This window comes from Stenotrophomonas sp. GD03680, from assembly GCF_029844625.1.
GTDB lineage: Bacteria > Pseudomonadota > Gammaproteobacteria > Xanthomonadales > Xanthomonadaceae > Stenotrophomonas > Stenotrophomonas maltophilia_P.
Genome location: NZ_JAOCKC010000016.1, coordinates 1 through 17041 on the forward strand (window position 1 = coordinate 1; position 17041 = coordinate 17041).

A 17041-nucleotide genomic window follows, 5' to 3' on the forward strand; every position below is an offset into this window, starting at 1 on the left:
AGCCCGCTTTTGACGTTGACGTTGACGTGGCTTCGGCCTCTGCGGGTGCAGGGCGCAGCCCTGCAGAGAGAACCCTTACCTGAACAGGCCTTTTTGCGTGAAGTCTCAAACATCGTTTAGACTTGCGGAGTCTGCAGCGGCCGTCCGTTTCCCTCCGGGATCGCCGGCGACCAGGGTCCGCCCTCTTCGCCCGCCCCCACTCCGACGCCGTTCGTCACGCATTCCAGCCTGCGCTTCGTGCCGGCTGCACCCAATTCTCGCAGCGCGGTTCACGGGAACGCTCCGAGTCAGCCGATCAGTTTGATCTGCCCCCGTCTGTCCATTCGGACAGGCGTTTCTTGTACTTGGAGCACACTCGATGTCTTTTGAATCGCTGGGCCTGGCGCCCTTCCTGCTGCGTGCGCTTGCCGAGCAGGGCTACGAAAACCCGACCCCGATCCAGCAGCAGGCGATCCCGCTGGCGCTGGCCGGTCGCGACCTGCTGGCCGGCGCACAGACCGGCACCGGCAAGACCGCAGCCTTCGGCCTGCCGCTGCTGCAGCATCTGGGCACCGCGCCGCAGGAAGTGCGTGGCGGTGGCCCGCGCAAGCCGCGCGCGCTGATCCTGGCCCCGACCCGCGAGCTGGCCACCCAGGTGCATGACAGCCTGCGCGGCTACAGCAAGTATCTGCGCATCCCCAGCGCCTGCATCTACGGCGGCGTCGGCATGGGCAACCAGCTGGACATCCTGCGCCGTGGCGTGGACCTGCTGGTGGCCTGCCCGGGCCGCCTGATCGATCACCTGGAGCGTCGCAGCATCGACCTGTCCGGCATCGAACTGCTGGTGCTGGACGAAGCCGACCGCATGCTGGACATGGGCTTCCTGCCGTCGATCAAGCGCATCCTGGCCAAGCTGCCCAAGCAGAACCGTCAGACCCTGCTGTTCTCGGCCACGTTCGAGGACAACATCCGCCAGCTGGCGCTGGAGTTCATGCGCAACCCGGAACAGATCCAGGTGACGCCGAAGAACACCGTGGCCGAGACCATCACCCATCGCGTGCATCCGGTCGACGCCGGCCGCAAGCGCGACCTGCTGCTGCACCTGCTGGCACAGGACAGCCGTGAGCAGACCCTGGTGTTCGCCCGGACCAAGCACGGCAGCGACAAGCTGGCCGCGTTCCTGGAGAAGTCGGGCATCAAGACCGCGGCGATCCATGGCAACAAGAGCCAGGGCCAGCGCCTGCGTGCGCTGGGTGACTTCAAGGCCGGTCGCGTGACCGTGCTGGTGGCCACCGACATCGCGGCGCGAGGCATCGACATCAACGAGCTGCCGAAGGTGATCAACTTCGACCTGCCGATGGTCGCCGAGGATTACGTGCACCGCATCGGCCGCACCGGCCGCAACGGCTCCACCGGCCAGGCGATCTCGCTGGTGGCGCAGGACGAGGTCAAGCTGCTGCGCGCAATCGTGCGCCTGCTCGGACGCGACATGGACATCCGCGATGTGCCGGGCTTCGAGCTGCAGGTGCCGATCCGCTGGGGCAACAGTGCACCGGGCAAGGCCGAGCACGACACCGGCGAGCGCGCCCCGCGCAAGAGCCACGCGCGACGTCCGCACGGCGATGCGCCGCGCCATGCCCACGCCGGCCCGAAGAAGGCCGGTGGTGGCCGTCGTGAGGGTGGTGGCAACGGCCAGCAGCGTGCCGGCGCTGGTCAGGGCCAGCGTCGTGGCGGAGGCGGCAACGGCGGTGGTCGTGGCCGCGGCCAGGGCGGCGGCGGTCGCGCCGGCTGATCCTGACTGACAGGAATGAGGGCGTCCCGCTGCGCGGGAGGCCTTACATCGGGGACGGCGCTGGCGCGCCGTCCCTTTTTTGTTGCCCGCGCATCAATCAAGGCGCCAGACGCCTCACCCGCGTGCTTTCGCCGGATTCGCCAGATTCCCGAAGAAGATCGCATTGATCAGCAGTCGATCCGTGCCATGCCAGTACTTGCGGTGTGCCGGATCATCGGCGAACAGCACCACGTTGCCCTTTCCCTGGGCCGACACCAGCAGCCACGCACTGCCTGCCACCCGCGCACGATTGCGCTCGGACAGGTAACCGTTGACCCGTGGTGACGCGTCGATGCGCACCACCGTCGAGAACGGATTCGCACTCGGCTGCAGCGTCACGCTGTTTTCCTTGTTCACCGCCAGCTGCCGGCCCGGCACGCCGAACGCCAGGGGATGGCTGGTATCGACATCGGCGCTGAGGATGTTGCCGCTCACCCGCTCGATCGCGGCGATATCGCGCTGGTCACCGAAGGCGCGACGGTTTTCGTCGCCGGCCTCTTCGTCCTTGCCGGTCTTCTCGCCATCGGCGAGCTTCTGTTCGATCGCCCACTTCGACGCGCTGCCATAGGTCACCAGCGAGCCGCCGGCCTGCACCCAGCGCTTCAGTGCGGCCACGGCAGTCGCATCGACACTGTTGTAGGTGCCACCGGACAACACGAGGGTGGTGTAGCGATCCAGCGGAACCTTGCCCAGCTGCTGCGGATCCAGCTTGCTGGCCGGCAGGTGCAGGTGCTGGTCCAGCAGGAACCAGGCCGATCCGATCTCGGTGGCCGCCACGCCTTCGCCCATCACCAGTGCCACGGCCGGCTTGCGCAGTGCCTTCACGCCATCGCTGCCGAGATCGATGCCCTCGCGGCTGCGGCCACTCGACAACGCATGCACCTGTACGCCTGAAGCACGTGCCGCCGCGGCCACCGCGTCGAGCAGGGCCGCCCCCTGCAGTGGCTGGCCGGCGACCGGAACGACGATGCTGCCGGCCGCGAAAGCCACATCGCCCTGTGCGGTTCCGGCGGTGAACGGCTGGAATGCAGCGCGGGCGGCCAGTCCCCTGCCCTGCAGCTCGGCCAGCGCACGGCTGGCGTTGTAGTCACGCCAGTCGATGGCATAGGCGAACCCCGCCTGGCCGCCGACGACCGCGCCCTGCAGTGGTGGCAGCTCGCTCACCTGTGCACCGCCGTCGATGCGGCTGCGGCTGCCGGCGAAGGCCACGCCGTAGGCTGGCGCAATAGCGTAGCTGGTGCTGCCATAGAACACGTCGCCCTTGATCGGTGGCGTCTCGGCGAAGATCGAGTGCACCAGGCGGAACTGCGCCTGCTGCACGGGCACGACATAGGCACTGCCTGCCTGGAAGCGCTTCCCCTCGACGGTGACATCCCGGTCCAGCGCGCGTACCTCGATCCGGTGCAGGAGCAGCAGTTCAAGCAGGCGCCGGGTCAACGCCGGATCATGCGCGTCGCCGAACACGAAGCTCTTCTGCGGCTGCTGCGCGGCCTGCTTCAATGCGCTCTGGAAGAAGGTCTTCTGCAGGTCGAACAGGCCACTGCGCTCGGCCACCGCACCGCGCACCGTGCCCAGGCCGGTGGCGACCTGGTTGCGGATGGTGAACGGGAAGGTCAGCAGCCCGTTCACCGACTCCTGCACCCGTCCCCGCGAACTGGCCTGCTCGACGGTGACACCGACCGCGCCATGGAAGTCCGGATAGGTCGAGCCATACACCGGCGAGAAGTTGTCGAAGTTCTCCCCCGTGTAGTACAGCGACCCCAGTGCGTCCAGCGCCTGTGCGTGGTACGTGGCCAGCGTCCTGTTGAACTCGTAGGAGGCAGCCGGGATCAACGGGCTGTGCATGCTCTTCGGCGAAGGCTCGAAGTAGTACGTGCTGTCCTTGCCCATCTCGTGGAAGTCGATCTGCACGTTCGGGTACCACTGGTGGAAGGCGGCCACCTTTGGCCGCGAATCCTGCTGGGTCAGCGCCAGCCAGTCGCGGTTGAGATCGGTGAAGTAATGGTTGGTACGGCCCTGCGGGAACGGCTCGACATGCTCCTTGTCAGCCGGATCGGCCGAGGCCGGGTCCGATGCCCAGGCGTTGTGCCAGTTGGCGGCACGGTCGCGTCCGTCCGGATTCTGCGCCGGGTCGAACAGCACCACCGCCTGCTGCAGCCATTGCTGGGTTTCACTGCTGCGATTTGCCACCAGGTAATACGCGGTGAGCATCGCCGCTTCGCCGCTGGAGGTTTCATTGCCGTGCACACTGTAGCCCAGCCAGACCACCACCGGGCTGTCACCGGCTGCGCTGCGCGGTTGTGCCGGATCGACCAGGGTCGCGTGCTGCTGGCGGATCTGTTCCAACCGCGCCTGGTTGCTGGCCGCGGTGATGGTGGCAATCAGCAGGGGGCGGCCTTCATAGCTGCGTCCAATGTGCTGGACGCGGATCCTGTCCGAATGCCTGGCCAGTTCCTCGAAATAGGCGACCAACTGGTCGTGGCGGGTGTAGCGGCTGCCGATCGGATAGCCGAGGAACTGCTCCGGCGTGGGAATGGCGCTGTCGAACGCGCCGGCCTCGCTGGCCTGCGGGAAGAAATAGGCGCTCTGCGCCTGCGCGGACAACGCGGGGAACACTGCGCTGGCAGCGGCGATCAGCAACGGAAGAACGGCACGGCGGTGGAAGGACACGGTGACTCCCCGGAAACAGGACGGCAGAGGGCAACGTGGCCGGTCACGGCAGGTGACCGGCCACGGCGGTGGATCAGAAGCGGTAGTCGAAGCCCAGCGTGAAGTAGCGACCCCGCAGGTCGTACTGGGTGAAGTCATACGGCGCACGGATGCCCGGGAACGACGCATCGTAGGGCGGCGTCTTGTCACCCAGGTTCTGCACCTTGGCGTACAGGGTCAGGCTGTCGATGCCGGTGTACCCCAGGTACAGGTCGTACTGGCTGTAGCTGCCGACACGCTGCTGCACGGCCTTGGCGGCGGTACTGGCTTCCTGCCGATAGCTGCTGGTGTAGTACCAGGTCACCGCCGCGTTGAAGTCGCCGTACTTCCAGTCCAGCGTGGTGGTGGCCTTGTCCTTGGGCAGGGTGGCGCCGAGGTTGCTGCCGGCGTAGTCGACCAGGGGCCCACCGACCACGGTGGGACGGCGGTAGTCACGGACGTGGGTGTAGGCCGAAGACAGGGTGAAATCTCCCAGGCGCGCCGTCGGAATGCGCTGGCGCAGTTCCACGTCGATGCCCGATGTCTTCAGCTCGCTCAGGTTCTGGTAGCGGTTGTAGACGGCCTGCAGCTTGCCGCGCTCATCGCGCTGCACGGCACCGGCAACGTTGTCGTTGATCAGAGTCTGCGTGTTGTTGGTGCCGACCAGGTTGTCGAGCTGGATACGGTAGTAGTCGACACTCAGATTGGTGTTCGCCCACGGTGACAGCACCACGCCGAAGTTCACGCTCCTGGTGCGCTCCGGCTTCAGGTCACTGTTGCCCACGGTGAAGAACGTCGGGCTCTGCCGCGAGCCCGGCACATCCGGGTCGCGCGGATCGACCACGCTGCCGTAGGAGATGCTGGTGCTGTTGGAGTTCTCCGACAGCGAGGGCGCACGGAAGCCCTTCGAGGCCGACGCGCGCACCAGCAGGAAGTCCAGCGGTTGCCAGCGCAGTCCGAGCTTCGGCGAGAACGCATCGCCGAAGTCATCGTAGTGATCGGCACGCGCAGCGGCGGACAGTTCCAGGGTCGAGGCCAGCGGCACGTTCACTTCCGCGTACGCAGCGCTGACTTGGCGCTCGCCGTGCACCTCGGCGATGGCCGGACGCACCTGCAGGCCGGCATCGATCTGCCAGGGGTTGTTCGAATCGAGCTTCTCGCGGCGCCACTCGGCGCCAGCGGCAAAGCCGATGTCACCGGCCCAGGTGCGGCCCAGGCTGCCCGAGATCTTCGCATCGACACCCTGCAGCTTCGATTCGGCCGGACGCAGCGTAGCGATGTTGATCGCATCACGCACCGACTGCGGGGTGGCCGCCGGGTCGAGCAGATTGTAGCTGCCGCTGGCCAGCGCATCGGCCAGCGCCCAGCGGTTGGCGAAGCCGCCCGAGACGGTCTCACGCTCGCTGCTGCGCGCACCGAACGCCGCCACTTCCCAGTCCCAGTTGGCGGTGGTGCCGCGCAGGCCGAACACGCCGCGATAGGCGGTGGAGCGGTTGGTCTTGATGGTGCCGCCGAGATCGAAGAACGTGTACTCGATCGGCACGGCACGCCCGTAGGGATTGTACGGATTGCCCGCCGGCAGCTGCGACGACACCGGCTCGGCCAGGCCGGTCTCGGCATTCAGGGCGAAGCGGCCGCTTTCCAGCGTGAAGAACGGGCTGCTGCCGAACCAGGCCGCGCTCTTGATCTGGCTGTACAGCACTTCACCGAACGCTTCGACGTTGTCGCCCAGGCGGAAGGTGCCGTTGGCATAGGCCTGGTAGCGCTTCGTGGATGGAATCAGCGTGGTGTACGGCGCTTGGTTGAAGCCGCAGGTGTCGCCAGCCAGGCCGTCGATCGGAGCGCTCGCGACGCGCGTGGTCCCGGTGGGGCAGTTGCCGCTGGCGTCGAGCATCGGCACCGACACGCCATTGATCAGATAGCGCGCACCCTTGGCCGACCAGCCGTTCCAGCGCCCGCCCGGCAGGTCGGTGTAGATGCCGCTCTTGGTCAGATCGCGCTCGTCCTGGTCCAGGCGGTCGCGGTTGTAGCCCTGCAGACTGAACAGGATGTTGTAGCCATCGCTGTCCAGATCACCGAGGCCACCCACGAACTTCAGGTTCTGCTCGCGCAGGCCCCCTTGGTCGGCGCCTCCGAAGCTGCCACCGATCTCGGCACCTTCGAAGTTCTGGCGGGTGATGATGTTGACCACGCCGGCCACGGCATCGGAGCCATACACGGCCGAAGCACCATCCTTGAGCACTTCGATGCGCTCGACCGCAACCAGCGGCAGGGCATTGAGGTCGACGAAGGTATCGGACAGGCCACCGGCCGGGAAGCCGTAGTTCGCCACGCGACGGCCGTTGAGCAGCACCAGCGTGTTCTTCGGTGACAGGCCGCGCAGGCCGATGCTGGCCGAGCCGGAGGCCCAGCCGTTGTTGGTGGTCTCGTTGTTGGCATTGCCGGTGTTGGCGGAGATCGAGCGCAGCACATCGGCGACGGTGGCCTTGCCGGTCTGTTCCAGCTGCTGGCGGCCGATTACCTGCACCGGATTGGACGCCTCGGTATCGGCGCGCTTGATGTTGGAACCGGTGACGCGGACGGCGGCCAGGGTACTGGCTTCGCCACTGGCGGCAGCGGTGGTTTCGGCGGCGGCGGACAATGGCGCGGCCAGAGCGGCGGCCAGGGCCGCCACGAGCAGGGTGTGCTGGGGCATGACGATGTGTGGGGTGGTGGTAGGGCGACGAAGTTCCGCAGTAATCCATGACTGGCCGGGGTCCGACCAATAACATCTCTTCATACGGATATAAGAGAAGCTAACATCTCTTCATCCGGATGGAAATAGTCACTCCGCTTCGGGCCGGCGCGATCCCGGTCGGATGCGACAGCAGCGGCGTACAATCCGCTCATGGAAATCTTCAAAGTCTTCATGCTTGAGGCGGCCCACCGCCTCCCGAACGTACCGCCGGGGCACAAGTGCGCGCGCCTGCATGGCCACTCCTTCCGGGTGGAACTGAAGGTCGAGGGCGAACCCGGCGCGCAGACCGGCTGGATCATGGATTTCGGGGACGTGAAGGCGGCCTTCCAGCCGATCTACGAACGCCTGGACCACCACTACCTCAATGACATCCCCGGCCTGGAAAACCCGACCAGCGAGAACCTGGCGGTGTGGATCTGGAACGAACTCAAGCCCGCCCTGCCGGCGCTGAGCGAGATCACGGTCCACGAGACCTGCACCTCCGGCTGCCGGTACCGGGGCCCCGGCACCTGAACAACTCATTGATATCTAAAGATTTCTAAAGGCGCCTTGGGCGCCTTTATGATTTTTGTTGCAATGCGGCATCATCGGCGTATGCTGCAATGCATCAAGTCCTTTCCTGACGCCCATGACCGCCGCCTTCAGCGATCGCTTCAGTGATGCCACCCGCCAGCTGGCCGCCGCCGCAACGCGCGCGAACCGGTTGGCGCTGGAGAACGCTGAAAGCATGTTCGGCGTGCAGCTGAAGGCACTGGAACGCAACCTGACCGCGACGGGCGGCTGGCTCGGCGAGCTGGCACGAAGCGAAGATCCGGCCGGATTGCTGTCGCAGGGCGCTCAGCTGTGGCAGGACAACCTGCAGCGGTTTGGGCAGGCCCAGCAGGACGTGGTCGGTCTTGGCCTGCTGGCTGGACGCTCCTGGTCCGAGCTGGTGCAGGGCTACAACGAATCAACAGCGGACGCGACCGGCCACACGCCCTGACGCGACGCTTTCGCTCATTGCATGGGTCCCTCCCCCCATGCAATCCGGACCCGGCAGATCCCTCCCTCTGCCGGGTCTTTTTTTATTTCAGGATGACTCCAGTACCGCACTTTGCTGGACTACGCCACAGCCATATACAGCAGGTTTATCAATGACTTAGGCGAGTTCAAGATATGCCGGTGCTTTCTGAAACTTGACCCGGCTTCCCTTCTACTGGCTCCTACGAGGCTCCTGGGAATCGGGTCTTTCCGAGGAGTCATCATGGCTAAGATCAAGCTCACCAAGTCCGCAGTAGATGCGGCACAACCCCAAGCGCAAGCCATCGAGCTGCGCGACACCCTTGTTCCCGGCTTCCTGTGCAAGATTACGCCGGTCGGTCGCAAGGTGTTCATGCTCCAGTACCGAACGAACGCCGGCGAGCGACGCAAGCCGGCCCTGGGCCTGTTCGGCGAGCTGACCGTTGAACAGGCCCGCTCGCTGGCGCAGGAATGGCTGGCCCAGGTGCGCCGGGGCGGCGATCCGGCAGCGGACAAGGCCGAGGCACGCCAGGCACCCACCGTTGAGGAGTTGTGCAAGAGGTTCATGGAGGACTACTCCAAGAAGCGCAACAAGCCCAGCACCCGAGTCGGCTATCAAGGCGTCATCGACCGCTGCATCATCCCGCTGCTGGGCCGCAAGAAGGTTCACGACGTGAAGCGGCCGGACGTTGCCGGGCTGATGGAGAAGCTTTCATACAAGCAGACCGAGGCGAACAAGGCGTTCAGCATCCTGCGCAAGATGTTCAACATGGCGGAGGTGTGGGGCTATCGGCCAGACGGCACCAATCCTTGCCGCCATGTCCCGATGTTCCCTGCCGGCAAGTCCACCCATCTCATCAGCGACGACGACATGGGCAAGCTGTTCCGGCAGCTCGACAAGATCGAGGTCGAAGGGCTTGAGAACTACGTCATCCCTCTGGCGATTCGCCTGCAATTCGAGTTCGCCGCCCGCCGCTCCGAAATCGTCACGCTCGAATGGGAATGGGTCGATCTGGAGAATCGGCGCGTCGTCTGGCCTGACAGCAAGACCGGCGGCATGTCCAAGCCCATGAGCGAGGAAGCCTACCGGCTGCTTTCGACGGCACCGAGACAGGAAGGCAATCCCTATGTGCTGCCGTCGCCACGCCATCCGGCGCAGCACCTGACCACAGGCGAATATTACGGCGGCTGGTGCCGCGTGCTCAAGGCGGCGGGCGCGACGCACGTGGGGACGCATGGCATCCGCCATCGCTCTGCTACCGACATTGCCAATTCAGGTATCCCGGTCAAGGTCGGCATGGCGCTGACGGCGCACAAGACCGTCGTGATGTTCATGCGCTATGTCCACACCGAGGACGATCCAGTGCGCGAGGCGGCCGAACTGGTGGCGAACCGGCGCAAGGCGATTACCGGCGCCAAGCAGCCTCCTGCGGAGGCGACAGCATGACCAGGCGCCGGTCATCTGTGGTATCGCCCGTAGCGCCGTCGGCGCTGCTGGGCGACATTCGGGCACTGATCGAGGCGGCGCGTAAGCACGCCGCCTCGACGGTGAATAGCGAGCTGACGATGCTCTACTGGCGCATCGGCCAGCGCATCCACACGCAGGTCTTGGACGGGCGCCGGGGCGCTTATGGCAAGGAAGTCCTGCCTACCCTGGCGGCGCAGTTGGTGAAGGAGTACGGCAGCAGCTTTGCCGAGCAGAACCTGCGCCGTATGGTGCAGTTCGCGGCCACCTTCCCCGACGAGAAGATTCTCGTATCACTGATACGAGAATTGAGCTGGACGCACTTCATCGCCCTGATCCCGCTGAAAGACCCACTCCAGCGGGACTACTACGCGCAGATGGCGAGCGCCGAACGCTGGAGCGTGCGGACGCTGCGCGAGCGCATCGACTCGATGCTGTACGAGCGCACGGTACTGTCCCAAAAGCCGGGCGAGACGATCGCGCAGGAGCTGGCGACGATGCGCGATGCGCAGCGCATGTCGCCCGCCCTGGTCATGCGTGACCCGTACATCCTCGACTTCCTGGGACTGCGGGACACATGGCAGGAAGGCGACTTGGAGGCGGCGATCATCCGCGAAATGGAATCCTTCCTGTTGGAGCTGGGCGCAGGTTTCAGCTTCGTTGCCCGGCAGAAGCGCATCCAAATTGACGGCGAAGATTTCCACCTTGACTTGCTGTTCTACAACCGCAAACTGCGGCGGCTGGTGGCAGTGGAGTTGAAGGTCGGCGAGTTCAAGGCGGCTTTCAAGGGTCAGATGGAGCTATACCTTCGCTGGCTGGACAAGCACGAACGGGAGCCGGAGGAAGCCTCGCCGCTGGGAATCATCCTTTGCACCGGCAAAAAGCGCGAGCAGATCGAATTGCTGGAGCTGGACAAGTCGGGCATCCACGTTGCCGAGTATCTGACCGCCTTGCCGCCGAGGGGCGTGCTGGTGGAGCGGCTGCAACAGGCAACGCAGCGGGCGCAGTTGCAGATCGAGCAGCGCAAGACCGACAACGAGTAGTCCTGTCCCAAGCAGTCGGGCGTCCCGGCGTGCCGCCGTCGGGTTCACGGGCTGCGCCCCGCGCTTCGTGCCGAATCGCGGCCATCCGGCTTTGACCCCTGACGCCTCCGGCCCTCTCGGGCCTGCGTGCTCCGCTTGCCCCAAAAGCCGACTGTGTGCAGTGGGCGGGTGTGGGCGGTCTTGCTGTTCCCTTCACCGTATCACGGCGTTCTCGCCGTCAAGGGCGGCGCGTGCCATGCACGCTTGCGTCCTGGCGGCCGTCTGCGACCCCTGACTGCTTGCGCTGCGCCGTGCTGGCCACGGTTCCGGGCAATTCCGCCCGAGCAACCGGAGCACGATCATGTCGCAACTGTCCTTTTCCTCGTTCGATGCCTCGCTGATGGTGCGCGATGCACAGGGCCGCTACCTGCTGGCGACGGCCGACCAAATTCTGGAGGCCGCACGCCAGGCCATCGAGTACAAGATGCAGCGCGGTGCGTCGTTCAGTTCGCCGGTGGCGGTCAAGGAGTACCTGAGCGCCAAGTTGGCTGGTTTCGAGCATGAAGTCTTCGCTGTGCTGTTCTTGGATACGCAGCATCGCCTGATCGAATACAGCGAGCTTTTCCGAGGCACCATCGACAGTGCATCGGTGTATCCACGCGAGCTGGTCAAGGAGGCGCTGCGGCTCAATGCGGCAGCGGTCATCGTTTCGCACAACCATCCGAGCGGCAACCCCGAACCGAGCGGCGCCGACAAGGTACTGACCCAGCGGCTCAGGGAGGCGCTGGCGCTGGTGGATGTCCGCACGCTGGATCACATCATCGTGGCGGGTGGCAGCACCATATCCTTCGCCGAACGCGGTCTGATTTGACCGAGGGGGCTTCGGCCCCCTTTTTGCTGCGATGGCGGCTCTCAGATCGCTGCTTGATTGACGCGCCGGCTCAGGGCTTCGGCGCTTTCCTTGCGTTCGCTGTAGCGATCTACCAGATATGGCGCCACGTCGCGCGTGAGCAGCGTGAACTTCATCAGCTCTTCCATCACATCCACGATGCGGTCGTAATAGGCCGAGGGCTTCATGCGTCCCGCTTCATCGAACTCCTGGTATGCCTTGGCGACCGAAGACTGGTTTGGGACGGTCAGCATCCGCATCCAGCGGCCCAACACGCGCATCTGGTTAACGGCGTTGAAGGACTGCGATCCACCCGACACCTGCATCACCGCCAACGTCTTGCCCTGTGTCGGGCGCACCGCGCCGACCGACAGAGGAATCCAGTCGATTTGGGTCTTCATCAAGCCGGTCATGGCACCGTGGCGCTCGGGCGAACTCCACACCATGCTTTCGGCCCATTGCACCAGTTCGTGCAGTTCCCTGACCTTTGGGTGATCGTGAGGCGCGTCATCCACCAGCGGCAGGCCCGAGGGGTTGAACATCCGTGTCTCACCGCCGAGCGCGCTCAGGATGCGTGCCGCTTCTTCGGCAGCCAGGCGGCTGAACGAGCGTTCGCGCAGCGAGCCGTAAAGCAGCAGGAAGCGCGGCGCGTGGGTGGCACGCTCGGGTGCCATCAACCGCTGGGCATCGGGTTGCTGGAACAGCGCGGTGTCGATATTGGGTAGGTCGATTCTGGATTCAGACACGGCGGCCTTCCGCATTCACGACGGCTTCGCCGTCTTCCTTGCTGAATGCACCGCGCTGCGGCTGGGGCAGGATGCCCAGCACCGCTTCCGAAGGTCTGCACAGCAGTGTGCCCAACGGCGTGACCACGATGGGGCGGTTGATGAGGATGGGGTGCTGGAGCATGAAGTCGATTAAATGTTCGTCGCTCCATTTGGAATCATCCAGGCCCAATTCCGCATAAGGTGTGCCTTTCTCGCGCAGCACCGCACGCACTGGCACGCCCATCGCGGCGATCAGCGTTTTCAGCGTCTCGCGGTCGGGCGGTGTTTTCAAGTATTCGATAATGGTCGGCTCTTCGCCGCTGTTGCGAATCAAGCCCAGCACGTTGCGCGACGTACCGCAGTCGGGGTTGTGATAGATGGTGATCTGGCTCATGCCATTGCCTCGGTTCAGGGATTCGTGGGGTTGGCGGAATACATGCTGGCGCCCTTGAGCCGCCACCGGCGGCCCAACCGCAAGGCGACATGCACCAGCAGGATGAGCACCGGCACTTCCACCAGCGGCCCGATCACCGTGGTGAAGGCGACAGGCGAAGCCAGGCCGAACGACGCGATAGCCACGGCGATGGCCAACTCGAAGTTGTTGCCTGCGGCAGTGAAGGCGATGGCGGTGGTGCGTGGGTAGTCGGCTTGGATCAGCCGGCCCATGAAGAAACTGATGAGGAACTGGATCACGAAGTAGAGTGTCAGCGGCACGGCAATCTTTAGCGCGTCCATCGGCAGGCGCACCACGTCGGCACCTTTGAGGCTAAACATGGCCACGATGGTGAACAGTAGCGCCGCCAGCGTGATGGGACTGATCCGCGGCAGGAATGCACGCTCGTACCAGTCCTGGCCCTTGCGTCGAATCAGCGAGCGCCGGGTCAGGTAGCCGGCCAGGAACGGGATGCCCAGGTAAATCAGTACCGCCTCGGTGATCGTCCAAAAGCCCACGTCGATGACGCTGCCTTGCAGGCCGAACACAGGCGGCAGCACCGAAAGGAAGAACCAGGCATAGGTCGAGAAGAACAGGATCTGGAAGATCGAATTGAAGGCGACCAGGCCCGCGACGTACTGGTTATCACCACGCGCCAACTGGTTCCACACAAGCACCATAGCAATGCAGCGTGCCAGTCCAATCAGGATCAGGCCGGTCATGTATTCCGGCTGGTCGCGTAGGAAAATCACCGCCAGCACGAACATCAGCACCGGCCCGATGATCCAGTTCTGCACCAGTGACAGCAGCAGCACGCGCCGGTCGGCGAAGACCTCGTGTAGCGTCTCGTAGCGCACCTTGGCCAGCGGCGGGTACATCATCAGGATCAGGCCGATGGCGATCGGGACGTTGGTCGTGCCGATCGAGAGCGCATTGAGCGCATCGGGCAAGCCGTCGAAGAACGTGCCCAATGCAACACCCAGCGCCATCGCGGCGAAAATCCAGACGGTGAGATAGCGATCCAGGAAGGACAGGCGCGATGGCGTGTTCAGCATCGAATGCCCGCTTTGGGGGCTGTCGTGATTCATGAGGTTTTCCTGTTTGCCAAAGCCCGCAGACGCTCCACTCCCACCGGCTCTTCGGTCAGAAGCGGCACGACAGCATGGCGTCGGGCATGTTGTGTGGCCACGGCGTCGATTTCCCGCAACTCGTTGCGTGCACGCTGGCGCAGCAGCGGGGAATGCGGATGTGCGGCCGCCACGCTGTTGTTAACGATCCAGGCCCACGGCTCGATGCCCGCGCGGCGCAGGTCGTCTTGCAGGTTGGCCGCTTCCAGCACGGGCGTGGTTTCGGCCAGGGTGACAATGAGCACCTTGGTCTGCTTCGGGTCTTGCAACTGCATCATCGGCGTCGTGAAGTGAACGCCCGTCTCACCCATCTGCCGGGCGATGTCGCGGTGGTATGCGCCGGTGGCGTCGAGCAGCAGCAAGGTGTGGCCCGTGGGCGCGGTGTCCATCACCACGAACTTTCTGCCCTCTTCACGGATGGCACGGGAGAATGCCTGGAACACCGCGATTTCCTCGGTGCAGGGCGAGCGCAGGTCTTCTTCCAGCAAGGCGCGGCCTTCGGCATCGAGCTGCACGCCCTTGGTGTCCATCACATGCTGGCGATAGCGTGCCGTGGCTTCCTGGGGGTCAATGCGGCTGAGAGCCAGATTGGGAAGCGAACCTTCCAGCGTGTCGGCCAGATGTGCAGCCGGGTCGGAGGTAGTGAGATGCACGGGCAGGCCCCGGCCCGCCAGCTCCACGGCAATGGCGGCGGCCAGCGTGGTCTTGCCCACGCCGCCTTTGCCCATCACCATGACCAGACCGTGCCCATCGGCAGCGACTTCATCGACCAGGGCGGACAAGTCCGGTGCATTGATCTGGTCGGGCAGCTCGATGGCATCGGCGCCATACGTGGCGTCGGTATCGACCAGCAGGTGGCGCAGAGCGTCGAGGCCCACGAGGTTGAACGGCTTGAGCGCGATCTGATCCCGAGGCAACGCCTGGAGGACAGACGGAATGGCGGCCAGCGTAGCCTGCTCTTTTTCGTAGATGGCAGCGGCAAGCGTATCGGTTTCGGCCTCGCTGGCAGGAAATACGCCGTTGATGACCAGGTGTTGCTGTGACAGGCCGATAGCGGCCAGTTCTTCATGGGTGCGGGCCGCCTCGCGCAGCGTGGGGCGCTGCGCACGGGCAACCAGCACGAGGCGAGTACGCAAGGGATCAGCCAACGCCTCTACCGCAGCCTTGTACTGACTGCGCTGTTTTTCCAGGCCCGCCAGCGGCCCCAGGCACGACGCATCGCCTTTGCCTGCTTCCAGAAAGCCACTCCATGCGCCCGGCAGTTGCAGCAGGCGGATGGTGTGGCCGGTAGGGGCTGTGTCGAAAATGATGTGCGCGTAATCCTGCGTCAGCGCCGCATCGGTCAGCAGGGCCGTGAACTCATCGAAGGCGGCGATTTCCGTGGTGCAGGCACCCGACAGGGATTCTTCGATGCCATCCACTACCGCATCGGGCAACACGCCTCGCACTGGGCCGACTATGCGGTCACGGTACGCTTGCGCGGCTGCCTGCGGGTCGATTTCCAGTGCCCATAGATTCGGCACGGCGGCAATCGTCGTGATGTGGTTTCCGATGCGTTCGCCGAAAACCTGCCCCACGTTGGAAGCCGGGTCGGTACTGACGAGCAGCACACGCTTGCCCTGGGTCGCCAGTTGCACGGCCGTTGCGCAGGCGATGGAGGTCTTGCCGACGCCCCCTTTGCCGGTGAAAAACAGGAAGCGAGGCGGCTGGGTCAGGAAGTGCATGGGATCTCCTTGTTCAGCAGCAGCGGCCGCCAGAGCAGCAGGCGTTTTGGGCTGGCGAGGCTTCGGGCGCCTCGATGCCAGCCCAGCGGGTCAATTCGCTTCGGCTGGGGTAGCGACCGGCCAAGGCCACCTCACCATCGACCAGAACCAGGGGCAGCGCCTCTTGGCCCGAGCGTTGTAAAAAGCCTTTCACTGTCGGGTTTTCGGCGAAAGCGAGGGGTTGCTGTGCCAGGTTGAAGCGTTCGACCTGAGCACCGTGTTGCTTGGCCCAATCCACATCGGCGGCGAAGTTCACCAAGTTTTGATCCACTTCAACGCCACATACGCCGGTGCTGCAACACAGCGCCGGGTCGAAAATCTGGATGTTTGGCATGGGGTGTCCTTTCAAATTGGTTGTTGATGAAATGACGCTCTTCACTCTTGGCCGATGTTTCGCAACTCGCGTTGCAGCGACATGGCGTCCAGGCGTTGCAGTGGCAGCGAGAGAAACAGCTCGATGCGGCGGCGCAAGATCAGCGCGGCATCCTTGAACGCTTTGAGTCGTTGTTCTTCGCTGCCTTCGACGGCTGCCGGATCGGGCACGCCCCAGTGAGCCGATACCGGCTTGCCCGGCCAAAACGGGCACGCCTCGCCGGCGGCGTTGTCGCAGACGGTAAAAATGAAGTCGAACACCGGCGCCCCCGGCGCTACGAACTCATCCCAGCTTTTGCTGCGGTAGCCAGTCGTTGGCATGTGCAGCCGCTCCAGCGTGGCGAGCGCCAGCGGATGCACTTCGCCCTTGGGCTGGCTACCTGCCGAGTACGCCCGAAAGCGCCCTTGGCCCAGTTTGTTGAGGATGCCTTCGGCGAGGATGGAGCGTGCGGAATTGCCCGTGCAGATGAACAGTGCGTTGTATGCGGCCTCTGTGGTCATGGTGTGCTTTCTCAACAGCAGGAAGAACGGGGGCTTGCTGTGCAGCAAGCCGGTGCGATGATCGGTGTCGTGACTGAGGCCGCTTCATGGAAGACCGGGATGCTGCCTAACGTGTGGAAGTGCTCCCAGGCAATACCCTGCGGATCGGTGACCCAATGCTTCTCGCTGCGTGCGTAGCAGCAGGTGGTCGTGCCTTCGTCGAGCAACTCCATGTCGGCGGCTTGTGCACGGATTTTCAGGGCGGCCAGTTCCTCGGCGTCGTCGGTCTGGATACCCAGGTGGTCGATGCCCGGCTTGCTGCCGCGCGTGGAGATGGCGAAGTTGACCGGCGGGTCTTCGAGCATCCACTTCGCGTAGTCGCCTTCGACGCGCGCAGGCTGCGCCGCGAATAGTTGGGAATAGAAGCCGATGCTGCGGTTCAAGTCATCGACGTGCAGGTGGACGTGGAAGCGCTTCATGGAGAGTTCC

Annotated in this window: 15 protein-coding genes; 6 read left to right on the plus strand and 9 right to left on the minus strand. The window is 64.5% G+C overall.

Features of this window, described 5'->3' with window-relative positions; translation table 11 throughout:
• Window positions 1-358: 358 nt before the first annotated feature.
• Window positions 359-1771, plus strand: coding sequence for a DEAD/DEAH box helicase (locus tag N5J29_RS14680; RefSeq protein ID WP_065175363.1), 1413 nt, complete (start codon window positions 359-361; stop codon window positions 1769-1771).
• 114 nt (window positions 1772-1885) lie between these two features.
• Here N5J29_RS14680 and N5J29_RS14685 read toward each other — a convergent pair whose 3' ends face one another.
• Together N5J29_RS14685 and N5J29_RS14690 are read right to left on the minus strand one after the other, a co-directional pair.
• Window positions 1886-4480 (minus strand): M14 family zinc carboxypeptidase, encoded by a 2595-nt coding sequence (locus tag N5J29_RS14685; protein ID WP_164150970.1) that lies wholly within the window; start codon window positions 4478-4480, stop codon window positions 1886-1888.
• A gap of 73 nt (window positions 4481-4553) precedes the next feature.
• Complete coding sequence (locus N5J29_RS14690) at window positions 4554-7193, minus strand: TonB-dependent receptor (protein WP_164150972.1); 2640 nt, start codon at window positions 7191-7193, stop codon at window positions 4554-4556.
• A 192-nt stretch (window positions 7194-7385) separates the two neighbouring features.
• On the opposite strand from N5J29_RS14690, the gene queD reads away from it, so the two are divergent.
• The 5 genes from queD to radC all read left to right on the plus strand — a co-directional run bounded on the left by queD (window position 7386) and on the right by radC (window position 11592).
• The gene (queD, locus tag N5J29_RS14695) at window positions 7386-7748 is read left to right on the plus strand and encodes a 6-carboxytetrahydropterin synthase QueD (protein ID WP_053518296.1); all 363 of its coding nucleotides are present in this window, start codon (window positions 7386-7388) and stop codon (window positions 7746-7748) included.
• A 115-nt stretch (window positions 7749-7863) separates the two neighbouring features.
• The gene (locus N5J29_RS14700) at window positions 7864-8217 is read left to right on the plus strand and encodes a phasin family protein (RefSeq protein ID WP_065175367.1); all 354 of its coding nucleotides are present in this window, start codon (window positions 7864-7866) and stop codon (window positions 8215-8217) included.
• A gap of 261 nt (window positions 8218-8478) precedes the next feature.
• Entirely contained in the window at window positions 8479-9681 is a 1203-nt protein-coding gene (locus N5J29_RS14705; RefSeq protein ID WP_023083128.1) for a site-specific integrase, read from the plus strand.
• On the plus strand, window positions 9678-10742 hold the full coding sequence (locus N5J29_RS14710; RefSeq protein ID WP_023083127.1) for a PDDEXK nuclease domain-containing protein: 1065 nt from the start codon (window positions 9678-9680) through the stop codon (window positions 10740-10742). The genes N5J29_RS14705 and N5J29_RS14710 overlap by 4 nt, the downstream gene beginning before the upstream one ends.
• Window positions 10743-11082: 340 nt before the next feature.
• Window positions 11083-11592, plus strand: a complete 510-nt coding sequence (gene radC / locus N5J29_RS14715; protein WP_008643200.1) for a DNA repair protein RadC — start codon at window positions 11083-11085, stop codon at window positions 11590-11592.
• A gap of 41 nt (window positions 11593-11633) precedes the next feature.
• Here the strand turns inward: radC and arsH are convergent, their stop codons facing one another.
• Genes arsH through N5J29_RS14750 form a run of 7 tightly spaced genes read right to left on the minus strand, consistent with a single transcriptional unit; the run spans window position 11634 to window position 17031 of the window.
• Entirely contained in the window at window positions 11634-12356 is a 723-nt protein-coding gene (arsH, locus tag N5J29_RS14720; protein WP_031668144.1) for an arsenical resistance protein ArsH, read from the minus strand.
• Window positions 12349-12771 (minus strand): arsenate reductase (glutaredoxin), encoded by a 423-nt coding sequence (gene arsC / locus N5J29_RS14725; RefSeq protein WP_023083125.1) that lies wholly within the window; start codon window positions 12769-12771, stop codon window positions 12349-12351. Before arsC ends, arsH begins: the two co-directional genes overlap by 8 nt.
• A gap of 14 nt (window positions 12772-12785) precedes the next feature.
• Window positions 12786-13865, minus strand: coding sequence for an ACR3 family arsenite efflux transporter (gene arsB / locus N5J29_RS14730; RefSeq protein WP_021204056.1), 1080 nt, complete (start codon window positions 13863-13865; stop codon window positions 12786-12788).
• A 29-nt stretch (window positions 13866-13894) separates the two neighbouring features.
• A complete protein-coding gene (gene arsA / locus N5J29_RS14735) occupies window positions 13895-15661 on the minus strand; it encodes an arsenical pump-driving ATPase (protein ID WP_164150974.1) in 1767 nt (588 codons plus the stop codon).
• 13 nt (window positions 15662-15674) lie between these two features.
• The gene (gene arsD, locus N5J29_RS14740; protein WP_023083123.1) at window positions 15675-16034 is read right to left on the minus strand and encodes an arsenite efflux transporter metallochaperone ArsD; all 360 of its coding nucleotides are present in this window, start codon (window positions 16032-16034) and stop codon (window positions 15675-15677) included.
• Window positions 16035-16075: 41 nt separating this feature from the next.
• Entirely contained in the window at window positions 16076-16573 is a 498-nt protein-coding gene (locus N5J29_RS14745; protein WP_008643209.1) for an arsenate reductase ArsC, read from the minus strand.
• An 11-nt stretch (window positions 16574-16584) separates the two neighbouring features.
• A complete protein-coding gene (locus N5J29_RS14750; protein ID WP_023083122.1) occupies window positions 16585-17031 on the minus strand; it encodes an ArsI/CadI family heavy metal resistance metalloenzyme in 447 nt (148 codons plus the stop codon).
• Window positions 17032-17041: the final 10 nt, after the last annotated feature.

What these genes read in the sequence shown, in the direction of transcription:
- arsC (WP_023083125.1), bottom strand. Translation starts at nt 12,771, where the DNA reads ATGAGCCAGATCACCATCTATCACAACCCCGACTGCGGTACGTCGCGC.
- radC (WP_008643200.1), top strand. Translation starts at nt 11,083, where the DNA reads ATGTCGCAACTGTCCTTTTCCTCGTTCGATGCCTCGCTGATGGTGCGC.
- arsD (WP_023083123.1), bottom strand. Translation starts at nt 16,034, where the DNA reads ATGCCAAACATCCAGATTTTCGACCCGGCGCTGTGTTGCAGCACCGGC.
- N5J29_RS14700 (WP_065175367.1), top strand. Translation starts at nt 7,864, where the DNA reads ATGACCGCCGCCTTCAGCGATCGCTTCAGTGATGCCACCCGCCAGCTG.
- N5J29_RS14680 (WP_065175363.1), top strand. Translation starts at nt 359, where the DNA reads ATGTCTTTTGAATCGCTGGGCCTGGCGCCCTTCCTGCTGCGTGCGCTT.
- N5J29_RS14710 (WP_023083127.1), top strand. Translation starts at nt 9,678, where the DNA reads ATGACCAGGCGCCGGTCATCTGTGGTATCGCCCGTAGCGCCGTCGGCG.
- arsB (WP_021204056.1), bottom strand. Translation starts at nt 13,865, where the DNA reads ATGCTGAACACGCCATCGCGCCTGTCCTTCCTGGATCGCTATCTCACC.
- N5J29_RS14750 (WP_023083122.1), bottom strand. Translation starts at nt 17,031, where the DNA reads ATGAAGCGCTTCCACGTCCACCTGCACGTCGATGACTTGAACCGCAGC.
- N5J29_RS14705 (WP_023083128.1), top strand. Translation starts at nt 8,479, where the DNA reads ATGGCTAAGATCAAGCTCACCAAGTCCGCAGTAGATGCGGCACAACCC.
- N5J29_RS14690 (WP_164150972.1), bottom strand. Translation starts at nt 7,193, where the DNA reads ATGCCCCAGCACACCCTGCTCGTGGCGGCCCTGGCCGCCGCTCTGGCC.
- N5J29_RS14745 (WP_008643209.1), bottom strand. Translation starts at nt 16,573, where the DNA reads ATGACCACAGAGGCCGCATACAACGCACTGTTCATCTGCACGGGCAAT.
- arsA (WP_164150974.1), bottom strand. Translation starts at nt 15,661, where the DNA reads ATGCACTTCCTGACCCAGCCGCCTCGCTTCCTGTTTTTCACCGGCAAA.
- queD (WP_053518296.1), top strand. Translation starts at nt 7,386, where the DNA reads ATGGAAATCTTCAAAGTCTTCATGCTTGAGGCGGCCCACCGCCTCCCG.